Source organism: Klenkia sp. AC732 (genome assembly GCF_979256525.1).
Genome location: NZ_CEEDOS010000020.1, coordinates 37,116 through 51,622 on the forward strand (window position 1 = coordinate 37,116; position 14,507 = coordinate 51,622).

General features: G+C 75.5%; 13 protein-coding genes and 2 tRNA genes. 8 read left to right on the forward strand and 7 right to left on the reverse strand.

All coding sequences use genetic code 11. From position 1 onward, the window contains the following. Positions 1-133 precede the first annotated feature (133 nt). Positions 134-1,345, reverse strand: coding sequence for a hypothetical protein (locus AC0IVP_RS11420; protein ID WP_471756659.1), 1,212 nt, complete (start codon positions 1,343-1,345; stop codon positions 134-136). 144 nt (positions 1,346-1,489) lie between these two features. On the opposite strand from AC0IVP_RS11420, the gene orn reads away from it, so the two are divergent. Together orn and AC0IVP_RS11430 are read left to right on the forward strand one after the other, a co-directional pair. Next, positions 1,490-2,158, forward strand: a complete 669-nt coding sequence (gene orn / locus AC0IVP_RS11425; RefSeq protein ID WP_082557070.1) for an oligoribonuclease — start codon at positions 1,490-1,492, stop codon at positions 2,156-2,158. A gap of 43 nt (positions 2,159-2,201) precedes the next feature. Beyond that, a tRNA-His gene (locus AC0IVP_RS11430) sits at positions 2,202-2,277 on the forward strand. A gap of 56 nt (positions 2,278-2,333) precedes the next feature. Here AC0IVP_RS11430 and AC0IVP_RS11435 read toward each other — a convergent pair. Beyond that, positions 2,334-3,587, reverse strand: coding sequence for a L,D-transpeptidase (locus AC0IVP_RS11435; protein WP_471756661.1), 1,254 nt, complete (start codon positions 3,585-3,587; stop codon positions 2,334-2,336). 187 nt (positions 3,588-3,774) lie between these two features. Between AC0IVP_RS11435 and AC0IVP_RS11440 the strand changes: the two genes are divergently transcribed. Both AC0IVP_RS11440 and AC0IVP_RS11445 read left to right on the forward strand, forming a co-directional pair. Continuing rightward, positions 3,775-3,847 (forward strand) — tRNA-Lys (locus AC0IVP_RS11440). A gap of 67 nt (positions 3,848-3,914) precedes the next feature. Next, entirely contained in the window at positions 3,915-4,262 is a 348-nt protein-coding gene (locus tag AC0IVP_RS11445) for a hypothetical protein (RefSeq protein WP_471756663.1), read from the forward strand. An 18-nt stretch (positions 4,263-4,280) separates the two neighbouring features. Here AC0IVP_RS11445 and AC0IVP_RS11450 read toward each other — a convergent pair whose 3' ends face one another. Further along, positions 4,281-5,438, reverse strand: a complete 1,158-nt coding sequence (locus tag AC0IVP_RS11450) for an MFS transporter (protein WP_056298174.1) — start codon at positions 5,436-5,438, stop codon at positions 4,281-4,283. A gap of 65 nt (positions 5,439-5,503) precedes the next feature. Between AC0IVP_RS11450 and AC0IVP_RS11455 the strand changes: the two genes are divergently transcribed. Then, entirely contained in the window at positions 5,504-6,052 is a 549-nt protein-coding gene (locus tag AC0IVP_RS11455; RefSeq protein WP_056297242.1) for a gluconokinase, read from the forward strand. 16 nt (positions 6,053-6,068) lie between these two features. On the opposite strand, the gene pruA is transcribed toward AC0IVP_RS11455, so the two are convergent. Both pruA and AC0IVP_RS11465 read right to left on the reverse strand, forming a co-directional pair. Further along, on the reverse strand, positions 6,069-7,694 hold the full coding sequence (pruA, locus tag AC0IVP_RS11460; RefSeq protein ID WP_471756665.1) for an L-glutamate gamma-semialdehyde dehydrogenase: 1,626 nt from the start codon (positions 7,692-7,694) through the stop codon (positions 6,069-6,071). Positions 7,695-7,777: 83 nt separating this feature from the next. Further along, a complete protein-coding gene (locus AC0IVP_RS11465) occupies positions 7,778-8,704 on the reverse strand; it encodes a proline dehydrogenase family protein (RefSeq protein WP_056297237.1) in 927 nt (308 codons plus the stop codon). 100 nt (positions 8,705-8,804) lie between these two features. Here AC0IVP_RS11465 and AC0IVP_RS11470 point away from each other — a divergent pair, with 100 nt between their 5' ends. Genes AC0IVP_RS11470 through AC0IVP_RS11480 form a run of 3 tightly spaced genes read left to right on the forward strand, consistent with a single transcriptional unit; the run spans position 8,805 to position 13,017 of the window. Continuing rightward, positions 8,805-9,944 (forward strand): PucR family transcriptional regulator, encoded by a 1,140-nt coding sequence (locus tag AC0IVP_RS11470; protein ID WP_471756667.1) that lies wholly within the window; start codon positions 8,805-8,807, stop codon positions 9,942-9,944. Between the two features lie 29 nt (positions 9,945-9,973). Next, positions 9,974-10,612: a biliverdin-producing heme oxygenase gene (locus AC0IVP_RS11475; RefSeq protein WP_471756669.1), complete on the forward strand. Its 639-nt coding sequence runs from the start codon at positions 9,974-9,976 to the stop codon at positions 10,610-10,612. Next, positions 10,609-13,017 carry a SpoIIE family protein phosphatase gene (locus tag AC0IVP_RS11480; protein ID WP_471756671.1) on the forward strand — a complete coding sequence of 803 codons (2,409 nt, stop codon included), beginning with the start codon at positions 10,609-10,611 and terminating at the stop codon, positions 13,015-13,017. The genes AC0IVP_RS11475 and AC0IVP_RS11480 overlap by 4 nt, the downstream gene beginning before the upstream one ends. Positions 13,018-13,027: 10 nt before the next feature. Here AC0IVP_RS11480 and AC0IVP_RS11485 read toward each other — a convergent pair whose 3' ends face one another. Both AC0IVP_RS11485 and AC0IVP_RS11490 read right to left on the reverse strand, forming a co-directional pair. After that, positions 13,028-14,074 carry an FAD-dependent oxidoreductase gene (locus AC0IVP_RS11485; RefSeq protein WP_471756673.1) on the reverse strand — a complete coding sequence of 349 codons (1,047 nt, stop codon included), beginning with the start codon at positions 14,072-14,074 and terminating at the stop codon, positions 13,028-13,030. Positions 14,075-14,115: 41 nt separating this feature from the next. After that, positions 14,116-14,505 (reverse strand): hypothetical protein, encoded by a 390-nt coding sequence (locus AC0IVP_RS11490; protein WP_471756675.1) that lies wholly within the window; start codon positions 14,503-14,505, stop codon positions 14,116-14,118. Between the last annotated feature and the right edge of the window lie 2 nt (positions 14,506-14,507).

Sequence of the window (14,507 nt, forward strand, 5' to 3'; positions counted from 1 at the left end):
GGACCTCCCAGGGTCTGCGGTCGGGGTGGGCGACTCGGGCACCGCGGGGTCGGGCGCAGCCGGTCGGCAGGCAGCCCGGAACGGCCGCCGTCGTCCTCCCGACGTTACGACATCCGCGCGCCCGACCCGGGCGTCACCGCCGGGACGCGCCGCCGCTGGCCGACGGGAGGACCACCGTGGCGGCCGGGTGCACACCGGGGTCGACGGCGACCAGCCAGCGCTGCCAGCGACCGCTGCGCCCGGTCCGGTCCACCACCGCCCACAGCAGGGCGAACCCGATGCAGACGAACGGCGTGGCGCGCCACTCCCACGGCGGGATGACGGCGAGGAACTCCTGGGCGAAGGCGACCGCGAAGACCGCCCCGGCCACCGGGATGCCGGCGATCGCGCCCGGGACCCGCCAGGTCACGGCCAGGTCGACCAGGACGGCGCCGACCAGCAGCATCACCGGCAGCACGGAGGGCGGGAAGCCGGTCGCGGCCAGCAGGCCCCAGACGACGGCCCGGTAGCCCAGGTAGGTGGCGGTGAGGACCGTCGCCGTCCAGCGCAGGCCGACGACCTTGCGGGCCACGACGAGGCTGAGCAGGCCGGCCCCGATCAGCCAGGCCGGGTGCACCCAGTCCGGCACGGGGAGCATGAACGCCGCGGCGTCCTTGCCCTGGGAGGCGGCGAAGTCCAGCAGCTGCGGCTCGGCGGTGGTGTGCCCGGCGCGGTAGGCGGCCAGGGACAGCACGCCGTACTCCTGGTGCTGGTTGGGGAAGAGCACGTTCTCCAGGAAGAACAGCCACAGGCCCAGGCTGACCAGGGTGCGTGCCCGGCCGGCCTCGGCGTAGAGCCACCAGCCGCGGATGGCGCCGGCCAGCATGATCGCCGTCCCGACGTAGAGCAGCATGTGGCTGGGGCTCCAGCTGGTGATGTCCAGCCCGTTCACCCGGTGGTTCACGATGTCGATCGGGACGGCGGCCAGGAACACGGCGGTGCCGACCTGCATCCAGCGCAGCGCCCGGACGTCGACCCCGCGGCCGCTGTAGCTGTGCACCACGACGAGGGCCACGACGAGCACGGTGCCCGCGGAGTTGAGCAGGTGCGGGGGCGCGAGGTCGTCGCGCAGCCACTTGAAGTGCCAGGACACGTCCCACGAGCTGCCGAGCATCTTCAGCGCGAAGGCCAGCAGCCAGCCGCCGTACAGCCAGCGCATCTCCGCAGGCGTCGTGGGCCGGCCGGGCGCGCCGGGCGTCATCGCGTAGGCCCAGAGCCAGCGCAGGGCGGCGACGGGGTGCCGAGCCGCCTGACGCACGGAGGCGGGCGCCGCCGGGAGGGCGGGCGCGGTGCTGGTGGGGGGCACGGGTGCTCCTCGAGGTGGCCGAGCCAGCAGCGTATCGGTGCAGGGCGTCCCGGTCAGCCCTCTCGACTGGCGGGTCCCGGCGGGTTGCGGTACCCGCGGGTCGAGTGGGGCGCCGGGGCCGGCTGGTGCGTACTGTCGCCGGTCGTGGCCGACAGCGGTAAGAACAACGGGGCGCACCACCTGGTCTGGATCGACTGCGAGATGACCGGGCTGGACCTCACCACGGACAAGCTCATCGAGATCGCGGTGGTCGTCACCGACTCCGAGCTCAACGTCCTGGACGAGGGCCTGGACGTCATCGTGCACGCGACGGACGACGAGCTCGCCGCGATGGGGGACGTCGTCACCCAGATGCACGCCAAGTCCGGGCTGACCGAGGCCGTGCGGGCCTCGGCGGTGAGCCTGGCCGACGCCGAGCAGCAGGTGCTGGCCTACGTGAAGCGCTTCGTCCCCGACCGCCGGACGGCGCCGCTGTGCGGCAACTCCATCGGCACCGACCGCGGCTTCATCGCCCGGGACATGCCCGAGCTCGACGACCACCTGCACTACCGGATGGTCGACGTCTCCTCGGTCAAGGAGCTGGCCCGCCGCTGGTTCCCGCGGGTCTACTTCAGCCAGCCGCCCAAGGGCCTGGCCCACCGGGCACTGGCCGACATCCTGGAGTCCATCCGGGAACTGGCCTACTACCGGCAGACCCTCTTCGTCGCCGCCCCCGGCCCGACCAGCGAGCAGACCCAGGCCGCGTCGGCCGCCGTCGTCGAGTCCTACGCCGCACTGCTCGCCGGCCAGCAGGCCCCCGCGCCGGGGGCCTGACCGCTCCGGTACTCTCATCGAGGCCCGTTCGCGGGCTGCGATGGTGGGTGTAGCTCAGCTGGTAGAGCGCCAGGTTGTGATCCTGGATGTCGCGGGTTCAAGTCCCGTCACTCACCCCACGCACGAGAGGCCGTGACCCACCGGGTCACGGCCTCTCGTCGTCGGGGCGGTCAGCTCACAGCGCGCTGCCGGCCACCCACTGGTCCCACGGGATGGCCCAGTCGTAGATGTCCCCGTCGACCGAGGACAGCGTCGGCCCGGCCGAGTTGACCACCTCGACGACGTCGCCGGGCTGGCTGAAGTCGAAGAACCACTGGGCCCGGTCGGTGGACAGGTTGATGCAGCCGTGCGAGACGTTGCTGGAGCCCTGCTGGCCCACCGACCACGGGGCGGCGTGCACGAACTCACCGTTGTTGGAGATGCGGGTGGCGAACTGCACGTCGGTCCGGTAGCCGCCGGGGGCGTCCACGGCCAGGCCGAAGGTCGAGGAGTCCATGGTGATGTCGGCGCGCTTCTCCAGCACCACGTGCGGGCCGTTGCGGGTCGGGTTCTCCGGGCCCCCGGCGCTCATCGGGTAGGTCTGCACGACCTGGTCGTCGGCGTAGACGGTGAGGGTGTGCGTGCCGGCGTCGGCGACCGAGACGTGCTTGGACCCGACGGCGAAGGAGACGCTGCGGTCCTTCTCCCCCCACACGCCGCCGCCCATGTCGACGCCGTACAGGTCGGCGTCCAGGGTCACCTCGCTGTTCGCCGGCCAGTAGGTGGAGGGCCGGAAGTGCACCTCGGAGTCGTTCATCCAGCTCCAGCGCCCGTCGGTCGGCGTCGAGCTGGTCACCGCGAGGTGGCTCTCGACAGCGGCCCGGTCGGTGACCGGCTGGTCGAAGTAGACCCGGATCGGCATCCCCACACCGACGGTCGTGCCGTCCAGCGGCCCGATCGAGGGGGTGCTCAGGGTGCCGGGGGCCACGGTGGTGAACGTCGTGGTCGCCGAGGTGGCGTCGTCCTCGGCGTTGGTCGCCTCGGCGGTGAGCGTGTACGTCGTGCCGTAGGCCAGCGGGGCGGCCGGCGTCCACACGGAGGTGGCGTCGGCGGCGGCCGGTGCCGGGCTGCTCTCCGGGGCGCCGGAGGTGGCGGCGGCCGGGGCGGCGGCGGGCGCGGCCTCGGCGACCGTGCCCTCGACGACCGTGCCGGCCGCGTCGGTGACGCTGACCTCCCCCAGCGTGCCGTCGGTGACCGACAGCTGCACCGGCGTGGTCGGCGACACGTCCGCGGTGCCGTCGGTCGGCGACAGCGCCAGCTGCGCGGCCGGCGCCTCGGTCGTCGGCGTCGGGCCGCCGTCGGCCTGCCCGGACGAGTCGTCACCGCCCTGGCACCCCGTCACCAGCATCAACCCGCCGGCGACCGCGATCGCGGCCACCCTCTGCCTCATCCGCACTGAGTCCCCCTGACCAGCGGGGTCACGGACACCGGGACACTCCCGGCCGGACCCACACGCCTGTCCCCAGTGTCCACGCTCCGGCTGTCAGGTCACTGTCACGAGGTCGACACCGACCCCGTGGCGCGCCCCGTCCCCGCCCCGTGTACTGTTCTCGGAGTCGCCGCACGCGGGCGACGCCGCGCCATTAGCTCAATTGGCAGAGCAGCTGACTCTTAATCAGCGGGTTCGGGGTTCAAGTCCCTGATGGCGCACCCACACCAGTCCGGCCCCGCCCTCGGCGGGGCCGTTCTGCGTTCCGGCCCGCCGACAGGAGACGACATGAGCACCGCCGACGGGGGCTTCGCCCGAGCCGAGGAGCACCTGGCCCTGGCCGCCGCCGGGGACGCCGCCGCCGCCGAGCAGGTCCTGGCGCGGGCCACCGACCTCCCGGCGCTGACCTACCTCGGGGCGGCCTTCACCGCGATCTCCCGCAGCGGTGCGCGCGAGCTGTCCCCCGCCCAGCGCGCGCAGGCCACCGGCCGGCACATGCGGATCACCGCGCTGCGCGACGCCGCCCGCCGCGACCCCGTGGCGCTGCGGGCCTGGCTGACGGCGATCGCCGGCGAGGCCGCCTTCGTGCGCGAGATGCAGGCGATCGCCGCGCGGCGGGCCGCCGAGACCGCCTGACCGCGACCGCGCCTGGCCTCAGAGCCCGCGGGTGACGCGCAGGGCCACCGGCAGGACCAGCACCAGCAGGCCGGCCAGCACCGCGTAGGCCAGGTCCAGGCCCAGCGCCGCCGCGAGCACGCCGACGGCGAGGGCACCCAGCCCGGTGCCGGCGTCGAAGCTGGCGTTCCACACCGAGCTGGCCGTCGTCGTCCCGGCGTCGCCCGCGCGGGCCATGGCCACCACCAGCGAGGTGTTCTGCACCCCGCCGTAGGACAGCCCCAGCACCGCGGACCCGACCAGCACCAGCGCGTCCACCTGCAGCCCGGTCGCCAGCAGCACCAGCCCGGCCGCGCCCAGCAGCAACGCCGCGGGCAGCAGCACCCGGGTGCCCACCCGGTCGGCCAGCACCCCGCCACCCCAACGCGACAGCGCCCCGGTGACGCCGAAGGCCAGCAGGCCCAGGGTCGCGACGAGTCCGTCCGGGCGCGCGATGGGCAGGAAGGTGACCAGGCCGGCCCCGGCCAGGGTGACCACCAGCAGCACCAGGGACGGCGGGAGCGCGGCCCGCACCGCGGGCCCGGTCGGTGCCCCCGTGGCCGCCGCCACGGTGTCCGGTACCGCGCGCACCAGCGCCGGCACGGCCAGCACGCCCAGCACCGGCAGGGTGGCCAGCGCGACCAGCCAGCCCAGCTGACCGGACAGCACCAGGGCCACCCCGCCGGGGGTGGCGGCCAGCGTCGGCAGGCCCAGCGCCAGCCCGTAGAGACCCAGCGCCTCGCCCCGGCGCGACAGCGGCACCGCGCGGGCGGCGATGGTCGCGCCCAGCACGGTCAGCACGCCGAACCCGGTGCCGCGCAGCCCGGACACCACGCACAGCCAGGTCAGGCCGTCATCGAGCAGGTACAGCGGGGACGGCGCACCCAGGGCGAGGAGCCCGGCGGTGAACACCGCGCCCAGCCCGAAGCGGGCCACCAGCCGCGGGACGGCGAGCTGGGTGGCCACGGTGGCGGCGAGGAAGACCGTCGTCACCAGGCCGGCGGCGCCGACGTCGGCACCGCCGCGGACGGCCTGGGAGGGCAGCGCGGACAGCGTGATCGCGTAGCTGGTGAACCCCAGCAGCGAGGCGGCCAGCAGCGCCCGGACGGCGGGCACCCGCCACACCGGGCCCGTCTCCTGCACCGCTCCCCCGTCCATCAGCGCACCGAGCATGACCGGCGGCCGACCCGACGCACCCCGCGGGGGTCCCCTACGGTCAGGGGATGCCCGAGTCGACCGAGCCCCGCAGCACGTCCGTCGTCGTCATGGGGGTGTCAGGCACCGGCAAGTCCTCGGTCGGCGAGCGGATCGCGCAGCGGCTGGGGTGGGAGTTCGTCGAGGGCGACGACCTGCACCCCGAGGCGAACGTGGCCAAGATGCGCGCCGGCACCCCGCTGACCGACGAGGACCGCTGGCCGTGGCTGCGCGCGGTCGCCGCGGCGATCGGCGAGCGGGAGGCGGCCGGCCGCGGCCTGGTCGTCACCTGCTCGGCGCTCAAGCACGAGTACCGCGACCTGCTGCGCGAGGGGCACGACTCGGTCTGGTTCGCCCACGTGGACACCAGCGAGTCCGTCCTGGTCGAGCGGCTGCGCAAGCGGACCGGGCACTACATGCCCGGGTCGCTGCTGCGCAGCCAGCTCGACACCCTGGAGCCGCTCACCGACGACGAGCCCGGCCACCGCTACTCCGGGGAGGGCTCGATCGAGGAGACCGTGCAGGTGCTGCTCCGCGAGCTCGCCGAGGAGTGCGGGGTCGTCGTCCCCACGGCCTGAGCGGGCTCCAGGGTGCTCAGCCCATGTGCGGGTAGCGGTGGTCCCGGGCCGGGGCGAAGGTCTCCTTGACCACCCGGGTCGACGTCCAGCGCTGCAGGTTCTGCGCCGCACCGGCCTTGTCGTTGGTGCCCGAGGCGCGGGCGCCACCGAAGGGCTGCTGGCCGACGACGGCACCGGTGGGCTTGTCGTTGACGTAGAAGTTGCCGGCGGCGTGGCGCAGCACCCGGGAGGCGTGCGCGACGGCGGCCCGGTCCTGGGCGATGACGGCGCCGGTGAGCGCGTAGGGCGCCACCGACTCCATCTGGCGCAGCACGGTGTCCCAGTCGGCGTCGTCGTAGACGTGCACGACGAGCACCGGGCCGAAGTACTCCGTGCGGAAGACGTCGTGCTCGGGGTCGCTGCCCTCGATGACGGTGGGCCGGACGAAGAACCCCTCGGCGTCGTCGCAGGTGCCCCCGGCAACCACGGACAGCGCGTCGTCCGAGCGGGCCCGGTCCAGCACCGCGGAGAGCCGGTCGTAGGACCGCCGGTCGATGACCGCGCCCATGAAGTTCGAGAAGTCGGTGACGTCGCCCATCGGCAGCGCGTCGACCAGGCCGGCCAGGTCGTCGCGCAGCCGGGTCCACAGCGAGCGCGGGACGTAGGCGCGGGAGGCGGCCGAGCACTTCTGGCCCTGGTACTCGAAGGCGCCACGGACCATCGCGGTGCGCAGCACCTCGAGGTCGGCGGAGGGGTGGGCGACGATGAAGTCCTTGCCGCCGGTCTCCCCGACGATCCGCGGGTAGGTCCGGTAGTCGGCGATGCGCTCGCCCACGGTGCGCCACAGGTGCTGGAAGACCGCCGTCGAGCCGGTGAAGTGGATGCCGGCCAGGTCGCGGTCGGCGAGCACCACGTCGGAGACCGCGACGCCGTCCCCGGGCAGCATGTTGACCACGCCGTCGGGGAGCCCGGCGGCCTCGAGCAGCCGCATCAGCTGGTGGGCGGCGAACTGCTGGGTGGGCGCGGGCTTCCAGACGACGGTGTTGCCCATCAGCGCCGGGGCGGTGGGCAGGTTGCCGGCGATGGCGGTGAAGTTGAACGGGGTGACGGCGTAGACGACGCCCTCCAGCGGGCGGTGGTCGACCCGGTTCCAGACGCCGGGTGAGGACACCGGCTGCTCGGCGTGCACCTGGCGGGCGAAGTGCACGTTGAAGCGCCAGAAGTCGGCCAGCTCGCAGGCGCTGTCGATCTCGGCTTGGTGCGCGGTCTTGGACTGCCCGAGCACCGTGGCGGCGTTCAGCGTCTGCCGCCACGGCCCGGCGAGCAGGTCGGCGGCCTTGAGGAACACCGCGGCGCGGTCGTCCTGGGACAGCTCGGCCCAGCCCGGGGCGGCGGCCTTGGCGGCGGCCACCGCGTCCGTGGCGTCGGCGGCGGTGGAGTGCGCCGACGTGCCGAGGACCTGGGCGTGCGCGTGCGGCGCGACGACGTCGAACGCCGCCCCGCCGGCCATCCGCTGGACGCCGCCGATGGTGGCGGTCAGCTCCTGGGGGGCGGCGGCGAGCCGGGCGAGCTCGGCCTGCAGCGCCGCCCGCTCCGGGGAGCCGGGGGCGTACTCCAGCACGGTCTCGTTGCGCGGTGCAGGGACCTGGGTGATGCCGTCCACAGGAGGACTCCTTCGGTCGAGTGGTGGTGCGGCCGCCCGTCAGGGGCCCGCGGCGAGCGTGCGAGTCGTGGGGGGGCTCCCCCTCAGGAAGTCGTGATCAGGGAGCGCAGGAAGAACTGCAGGTTGGCGGGCCGCTCGGCCAGCCGGCGCACGAAGTAGCCGTACCAGTCGGCGCCGTAGGGCACGTAGGCCCGCACGGTGTGCCCCGCGCGGGCCAGCCGCTGCTGCTCACCGGTGCGGATCCCGTAGAGCAGCTGGAACTCGTGGCCGTCGGGGGCCCGCCCGGTCTCGGCGGCCAGGTCCAGGGCGAGGGCGATCATCGCCGGGTCGTGCGTGCCGGCCATCGGGTACCCGTCGCCCCGGAACAGCGTGGTCAGGCAGCGGCGGTAGGCGGCGTCCACGTCGGCCTTCTCGGTGTGCGCGACGGTGCCGGGCTCGGCGTAGGCGCCCTTGACCAGCCGCACCCGGGAGCCGGCGACGGCGAGGTCGCGGGCGTCGTCCTCGGAGCGGAAGAGGGCGGCCTGCAGGACCGCCCCGGTGGCCGGGTGGTCCCGGCGCAGCTCGGCGAGCACCGCCAGCGTGGAGTCGACGGTGCGGTGGTCCTCCATGTCCAGGGTGACCGTGGTGCCCGCGGCGGTGGCCGCCTCCACCACCGGGCGGACCAGCTCCAGGGCGACGTCGTGCCCACCGGGCAGCGCCTGACCGAACGCGGACAGCTTCACCGACACCTCCGCGGCCCGGCCCAGCCCCAACGGGACCAGCCCGTCCAGCAGGGCGAGGTAGGCGTCCCGGGAGCGGGTGGCCTCGGTGCGGTCGGTGACGTCCTCACCGAGGTGGTCCAGGGTGACGGCCACGCCCTGCCCGGACAGCGCCCGGACGGCGTCCAGCGCGTCGGGCAGGGTCTCCCCCGCCACGAACCGGTCCACGACGCGGCGGGTCACCGGCGTGCCGACGACGACCTTGCGCAGGCCGGGACGGCGGGACGCGGCGAGCAGGGCCTGACCGAGCACGGGGACCTCCGGGGCGGCAGCGGGTGTGCCGACGACGCTAGGGAGACCGGGACGCGGCGCACCAGCGACAGGTGTCCGGACTCCTTCGTACGATCGTCTGATGCGGGACGACCTCCAGGACCTCGTGGACGAGGTGTCCCGGTTGCTGGCGGCGCCGGCCACCCTGGAGGACCCCGACTTCACCCTGCTGGCGTTCTGCGCCCAGGGCGAGGACGCCGGCTCCGGCACCGCGCTGGACGCCGTCCGGACGCGGTCGATCCTGACCCGCGGCTCACCGGTGCAGACCCGGCGGTGGTTCACCGACCTGGGCATCGCCGCGGCGACCGCGCCGCTGCGCACCCCGGCCGACCCGGCCGCCGGGATCCTCACCCGGCTGTGCCTGCCGGTCCGGCACCGCGGTCGGCTGCACGGCTGGCTCTGGCTCCTCGACGAGGGCCGCACCGACGTCGCCGACCCCGCCGCCCCCGGCCTCGCCGCCGCCACGGAGCTGGCCGCCCGGGCCGGCGAGCTGCTCGCCGCGACCCGGCCGGGCACCCGGGACCTGGCCGCGGACCTGCGGTCGGTGCTCACCGGCGAGGACGACGGCCCCGCCGTGCGCGGCCTGGTCACCGCGCTGGGCGCCGACACCCCGCTCACCCTGGTGGCCCTGCGCCCGGCCGGGGCCCTGCCGCCGGGCTGGGCCGCGCCGGCGGCCGGCGCGGTGGCGACCGTGCTGGGGCGCTGGGTGGCGGTGCTGCTCCCGCTGCCCGGCACCCGGGACGGCCGGCCCGCGGGCGCGCTGACCGCTGCAGCCCTGCGCGGCCTGCCCGCGGGCAGCACGGCCGGGGTGGCCACCGCGCGCACCGGCTGCGCGTCGCTGACCACCCAGTGGCAGGAGGCCCGGGACGCCGCCCGGGTGGCCGCGGTCGAGCCGCGACTGGCCCCGGTCGCGTCCTGGGGCGAGCTCGGTGCGTGGCGCCAGGTGGTCCGCCTCGACGGCCCGGACCCCGCGCTCGCCCCGCTGCTGGCCGACCCGGTGCTCACCCGCACGGCCGAGGTGTGGCTGGACTGCGCCGCCTCCCCGCAGCGGGCCGCGGCCGAGCTGCGCGTCCACCGGCAGACGCTGTACTACCGGCTGGGCCGGGTCGCCGAGCTCACCGGGCTCGACCTGGCCGACGGCGCGGACCGGCTCGCGCTGCACCTCGCGGTCCGCACGCACCGGCTGGCGACCCCCGGCCGTGGCCTAGTGTCTGAGAGTTGATGGAGGCACGAGGGACGGGGACGGACGCGGTGACCGAGCGGTCCGACGTCATGCTGCAGCTGCGCACCGCGACGGCGCCCGAGCACCAGCAGGTCGAGGACACCCTGGCCCTGCTGGACCCCGACCTGACCCCCGCCCGGCTGACCGACGTGCTGCAGCGGATGCACGCCTTCTGGACCGCCGTGGAGGCCGGCCTGGACGCGTGGGCCACCGCCGAGCCGGCCGATGCCGGTGCGGTGGACTGGGCCGGTCGCCGGCGGGCCGGGGTCTTCGCCGGCGACCTGGCGACGCTCGGTGCCCGCCCGCTCGACGCCGGCCCGGACCTGCCCGCCCCCGCCGGCACCGACGGGGCGCTGGGCACCCTCTACGTGCTGGAGGGGTCCACCCTGGGCGGGGTGTTCATCGACCGGCACCTGGCGACGCTGCCGGCCCTGGCCGACGTCCGGCTGCGCTCGTTCAGCCCCTACGGCGAGCGGACCGGCGCCATGTGGGCCGGTCTGCGCCGGGCCACCCGGGACCACGTGGCCGGTGGCGGCGATCCGGACGCGGTCGTCGACGGGGCACGCCGTACCTTCCGTGCACTGGCGCAGTGGTGCGCCGGCGTCGAGCAGTCTGCGCCGAGCCAGGGTCCCGTCCCCCCGTCCTCCCCCGGAGGTGCTCCCGCATGACCGGCGTCCAGCCCGTCCAGTGGCTCACCCCCGGCACCCCCGTCGACGTCACCAACTGCGAGCGCGAGCCGATCCACGTCCCGGGCAGCATCCAGCCCCGCGGCGTGCTGATCGCCGTCAGCGAGCCCGACCTCGTCGTCGAGCAGGCCTCGGCCAACCTGGTCGACGTCGTCGGCATCGAGTGGGCCGACGCACTCGGGCGGCCGCTGGCCGACGTGCTGGGCACCGTCCCGGCACAGGCGGTGGCCCGCTCGGCAGCGGCCTTCGGGGACCTGCGCGAGCGCAACCCGGTCGAGCTGACGCTGGACCGTGACGGCACCCCGGTCCCGGTCGACGCGATCCTGCACCGGGCCGTGCACGGCACGCCCACCGCCGGCCCGGTCGCCCGGCTGCTGCCCGGCGGCGAGGGCGCACCGGTGACCCCGGGGCCCGAGCGGGGCCTGGGCAGCACCCTGGTCGTCGAGCTGGAGCCCGCCTTCGGCCCGCGCCCCTTCAGCTTCCCGAACACCTACCAGGCCGTCCGCGGCACGATCGCCGAGCTCAACCGGGCCAGCGACCTGCAGGCGCTCTACGACATCACCGTGGAGGCCGTCCGCAGCCTCACCGGCTTCGACCGGGTGATGCTCTACCGCTACGACGAGGCCTACAACGGCGAGGTGGTCGCCGAGGCCCAGCACGGCGACCTGGACACCTTCCTGGGCCTGCACTACCCGGCCTCGGACATCCCGGCGCAGGCCCGGGCGCTGTACGAGAAGAACTGGATCCGGCTGATCTCCGACGTCGGCTACACCCCCGCGGTGCTGCACCCGGTCGACCACCCGGCCACCGGACAGCCGCTGGACCTGACCTACTCGACGCTGCGCAGCGTGTCCCCGCTGCACGTGGAGTACCTGCACAACATGGGCGTGCGGTCCTCCATGTCCATCTCGCTGCTGCGCGAGGAGAAGCTGTGGGGGCTCATCGCCTGCCACCACTACTCCGGCCCGCACGCCCCGCCCTACGCCACCCGCGCCGCCGCGGAGTTCCTGGCCTCGACGCTGTCCCTGCGGCTGGTCGACCGGGCCGCCGAGGAGGAGGTCCGCCGCGCGCTGCGGGCCCGGTCCACGCTGGCCTGGCTGACCGCCGCCACCCTGGACGAGGACCGTCCGCTGGCCGAGTCGCTGCTGGGCACCCCGGACCTGCTGGACCTGGTGCCCGCCGACAGCGTCGCCGTCCAGCTCGAGGGGCACACCGCCGTGCGCGGTCTGCCGCTGGACCCCGCCGTCGCAGCCGTGGTCGCGGACTGGGCGGCCGGACGACGGGCCGACGTCGTCTCCTCGGAGTCGCTGCTGACCGACGCCCCCGAGCTGGGCGTGCCGGTCGAGGTCGCCTGCGGCGTGCTGTGCGTGCCGCTGCCCGAGGGCCAGTCGGTCGTCTGGGTGCGCCAGGAGAAGGTCCGCTCGGTCGACTGGGGCGGCGACCCGCACCACAAGGTGCTCGCCGTCCCCGAGGGGGACGACGTCCGGATCAGCCCGCGGAAGTCCTTCGCGCGCTGGCAGGAGACGGTGCACGGCCGGTCCGAACCGTGGACGCCGGCCGAGGTCGGCGAGGCGACCGAGCTGCGCACCAACCTGCTGGAGGCGCTGTACGCCCGGACCCGGCGGGTCGCCCGCGCCGCCGAGACGCTGCAGCGCAGCCTGCTGTCGGAGCCGCCGCAGCCCGACCACCTGCAGATCGCGGTGCGCTACGTGCCCGCCGCGCGGGAGGCCCAGGTCGGTGGTGACTGGTACGACGTCTTCCAGCAGCCCGACGGCGCGACGGTGCTGGTGATCGGCGACGTCGTCGGGCACGACACCGAGGCCGCCGCGGTGATGGGCCAGCTGCGCGGTCTGCTGCGCGGCATCGCCTACGCCAGCCAGGACGGCCCCGCCGCGGTGCTGTCCCGGCTGGACGCGGCCATCGCCGGACTCCACGTAGACGCCATCGCCTCGGTCCTGGTCGCCCGACTGGAGCAGACGCCCGAGGAGCTGGAGCGCGGGGTCACCCGGGTGCGCTGGTCCAACGCCGGCCACCTGCCCCCGGTGGCCCTGGCCGTGGACGGCAGCACCCGGCTGCTGGGCGGCGACGTCCGGGCCGACCTGCTGCTGGGGGTCAGCCCCGGCGCACCCCGTCGCGAGCACGAGGCCACGGTCGAGCGCGGCTCGACGGTGCTGCTGTACACCGACGGGCTGGTCGAGCGCCGGGACCAGGTGTTCGACGACGGCATCACCGCACTGCAGGGACTGCTGACCGGGATGGCCGAGACGCCGGTGCCCGAGCTGGCCGACACCCTGCTGGCCCGACTGCTGCCCGAGCGCGCCGAGGACGACGTCGCCCTGGTCGCCGTCCGGCTGCACGAGCAGGACCGGCCCCGCCCCGACCGCTGAGCCCGTCCGGTCAGCCGGCCGCCAGCGTCGCCAGGAGCTCGCGGACGGCGGAGCGGCCGGCCCGGTTGGCGCCGATCGTGCTGGCCGAGGGTCCGTAGCCGACCAGGTGCAGCCGGGGCTCGGCGACCACCCGGGTCCCCTCGACGGCGATGCCGCCACCGGGGGCCCGCAGGTGCAGGGGTGCCAGGTGGTCCAGTGCCGCCCGGAAGCCGGTGGCCCACAGCACGACGTCCACGTCCAGGGTGCGGGCCGGCGTCCCCGCGACGGCGTCCCAGGCCACACCGGTCGGGGTCATCCGGTCGAACACCGGCAGCGGGTCGAGCAGCCCCCGCGCCCGGGCCGCCTCGACCTCCGCGGTGACCGGCAGCCCGGTGACGCTGACGACGCTCCCGGGCGGCAGCCCGGCCCGGACCCGCTCCTCCACCAGCGCCACCGCGGCGCGGCCGGCGTCGGGGGTGAAGTCGTCGGTGCGCCAGACCGGTGGCCTGCGGGTGACCCAGCTCGTCGTCGTCACCTCGGCGACCTCGAGCAGCAGCTGCAGGGCGGAGATGCCCCCGCCGACGACCAGCACGTGCCGCCCGGCGAACGCAGCGGCGTCCCGGAAGTCCGCGGCGTGCAGCTGCTGGCCGGTGAAGTCGGCCCGCCCGGGGTAGGCCGGCCAGAACGGCCGGGTCCAGGTGCCGGTGGCGTTGACCAGCCCGCGCGCGGTCCAGTCCCCGGCACTGGTGGCCAAGGCGAAGCCGTCGTCGGTGCGGGTGACCCGGCGGACGACGACCGGCCGGCGCACCGGCAGCGCGAACTCCCGCTCGTAGGCGCCGAAGTAGCGGGCCATGGCGACCGAGGCCCGCTCGTCCGGGTCGCCCGTCAACGGCATCCCCGGGAGGTCGGCGATGCCGTTGGCCCGCTCCAGCCGCAGCGAGGCCCAGCGGTGCTGCCAGGCACCGCCGGGTCCCTCGTCGGCGTCCAGGACGACGAAGTCGGTCCCCGCCCGGTGCAGCGCGTACGCCGCGGACAGCCCGGCCTGTCCGGCCCCCAGGACGACCACCTCTGCGTGCACGTGCGGTCAACCCGCGCCCTCTCCCGGGCATGCCCGGCAGGTCAGACGGCGGTGGCCACCAGGAGCGTGGGCCGCAGCGCGCCGGCACCGATGAGGGTGCCCATCGCGCCGGCCTGGGCCTTCGAGCGGGCGAAGCGGGGGTCGTCACCGTGGCGCCGTTCGACCTCGGCGTCGACGGCGTCGGCGGCCTCGTCCCAGCCGGGCGGGTTGTCGTGCAGGTCGGCGGCACCCTGCTCCTCGACCCGGAAGCCCGCCTCGGACAGCAACCGGCCCAGCTGCTCCTCCGTGGGGAACTCGTTCCCCTCGGGCGCGGGCGCCGGCAGGTCGTCGACCACCTGGACGAAGACCAGCAGGCCCAGCCGCCCGCCGGGCCGCAGCACGCGGCGCAGCTCGGCCAGCGCCCCGGCCTTGTCCGCCGTGGTGCACAGCACCC

Excerpts from the sequence above, each read along its gene's own strand:
- AC0IVP_RS11435 (WP_471756661.1), bottom strand. The coding sequence starts at position 3,587 with ATGAGGCAGAGGGTGGCCGCGATCGCGGTCGCCGGCGGGTTGATGCTG.
- AC0IVP_RS11445 (WP_471756663.1), top strand. The coding sequence starts at position 3,915 with ATGAGCACCGCCGACGGGGGCTTCGCCCGAGCCGAGGAGCACCTGGCC.
- AC0IVP_RS11450 (WP_056298174.1), bottom strand. The coding sequence starts at position 5,438 with ATGGACGGGGGAGCGGTGCAGGAGACGGGCCCGGTGTGGCGGGTGCCC.
- AC0IVP_RS11455 (WP_056297242.1), top strand. The coding sequence starts at position 5,504 with ATGCCCGAGTCGACCGAGCCCCGCAGCACGTCCGTCGTCGTCATGGGG.
- AC0IVP_RS11470 (WP_471756667.1), top strand. The coding sequence starts at position 8,805 with ATGCGGGACGACCTCCAGGACCTCGTGGACGAGGTGTCCCGGTTGCTG.
- AC0IVP_RS11480 (WP_471756671.1), top strand. The coding sequence starts at position 10,609 with ATGACCGGCGTCCAGCCCGTCCAGTGGCTCACCCCCGGCACCCCCGTC.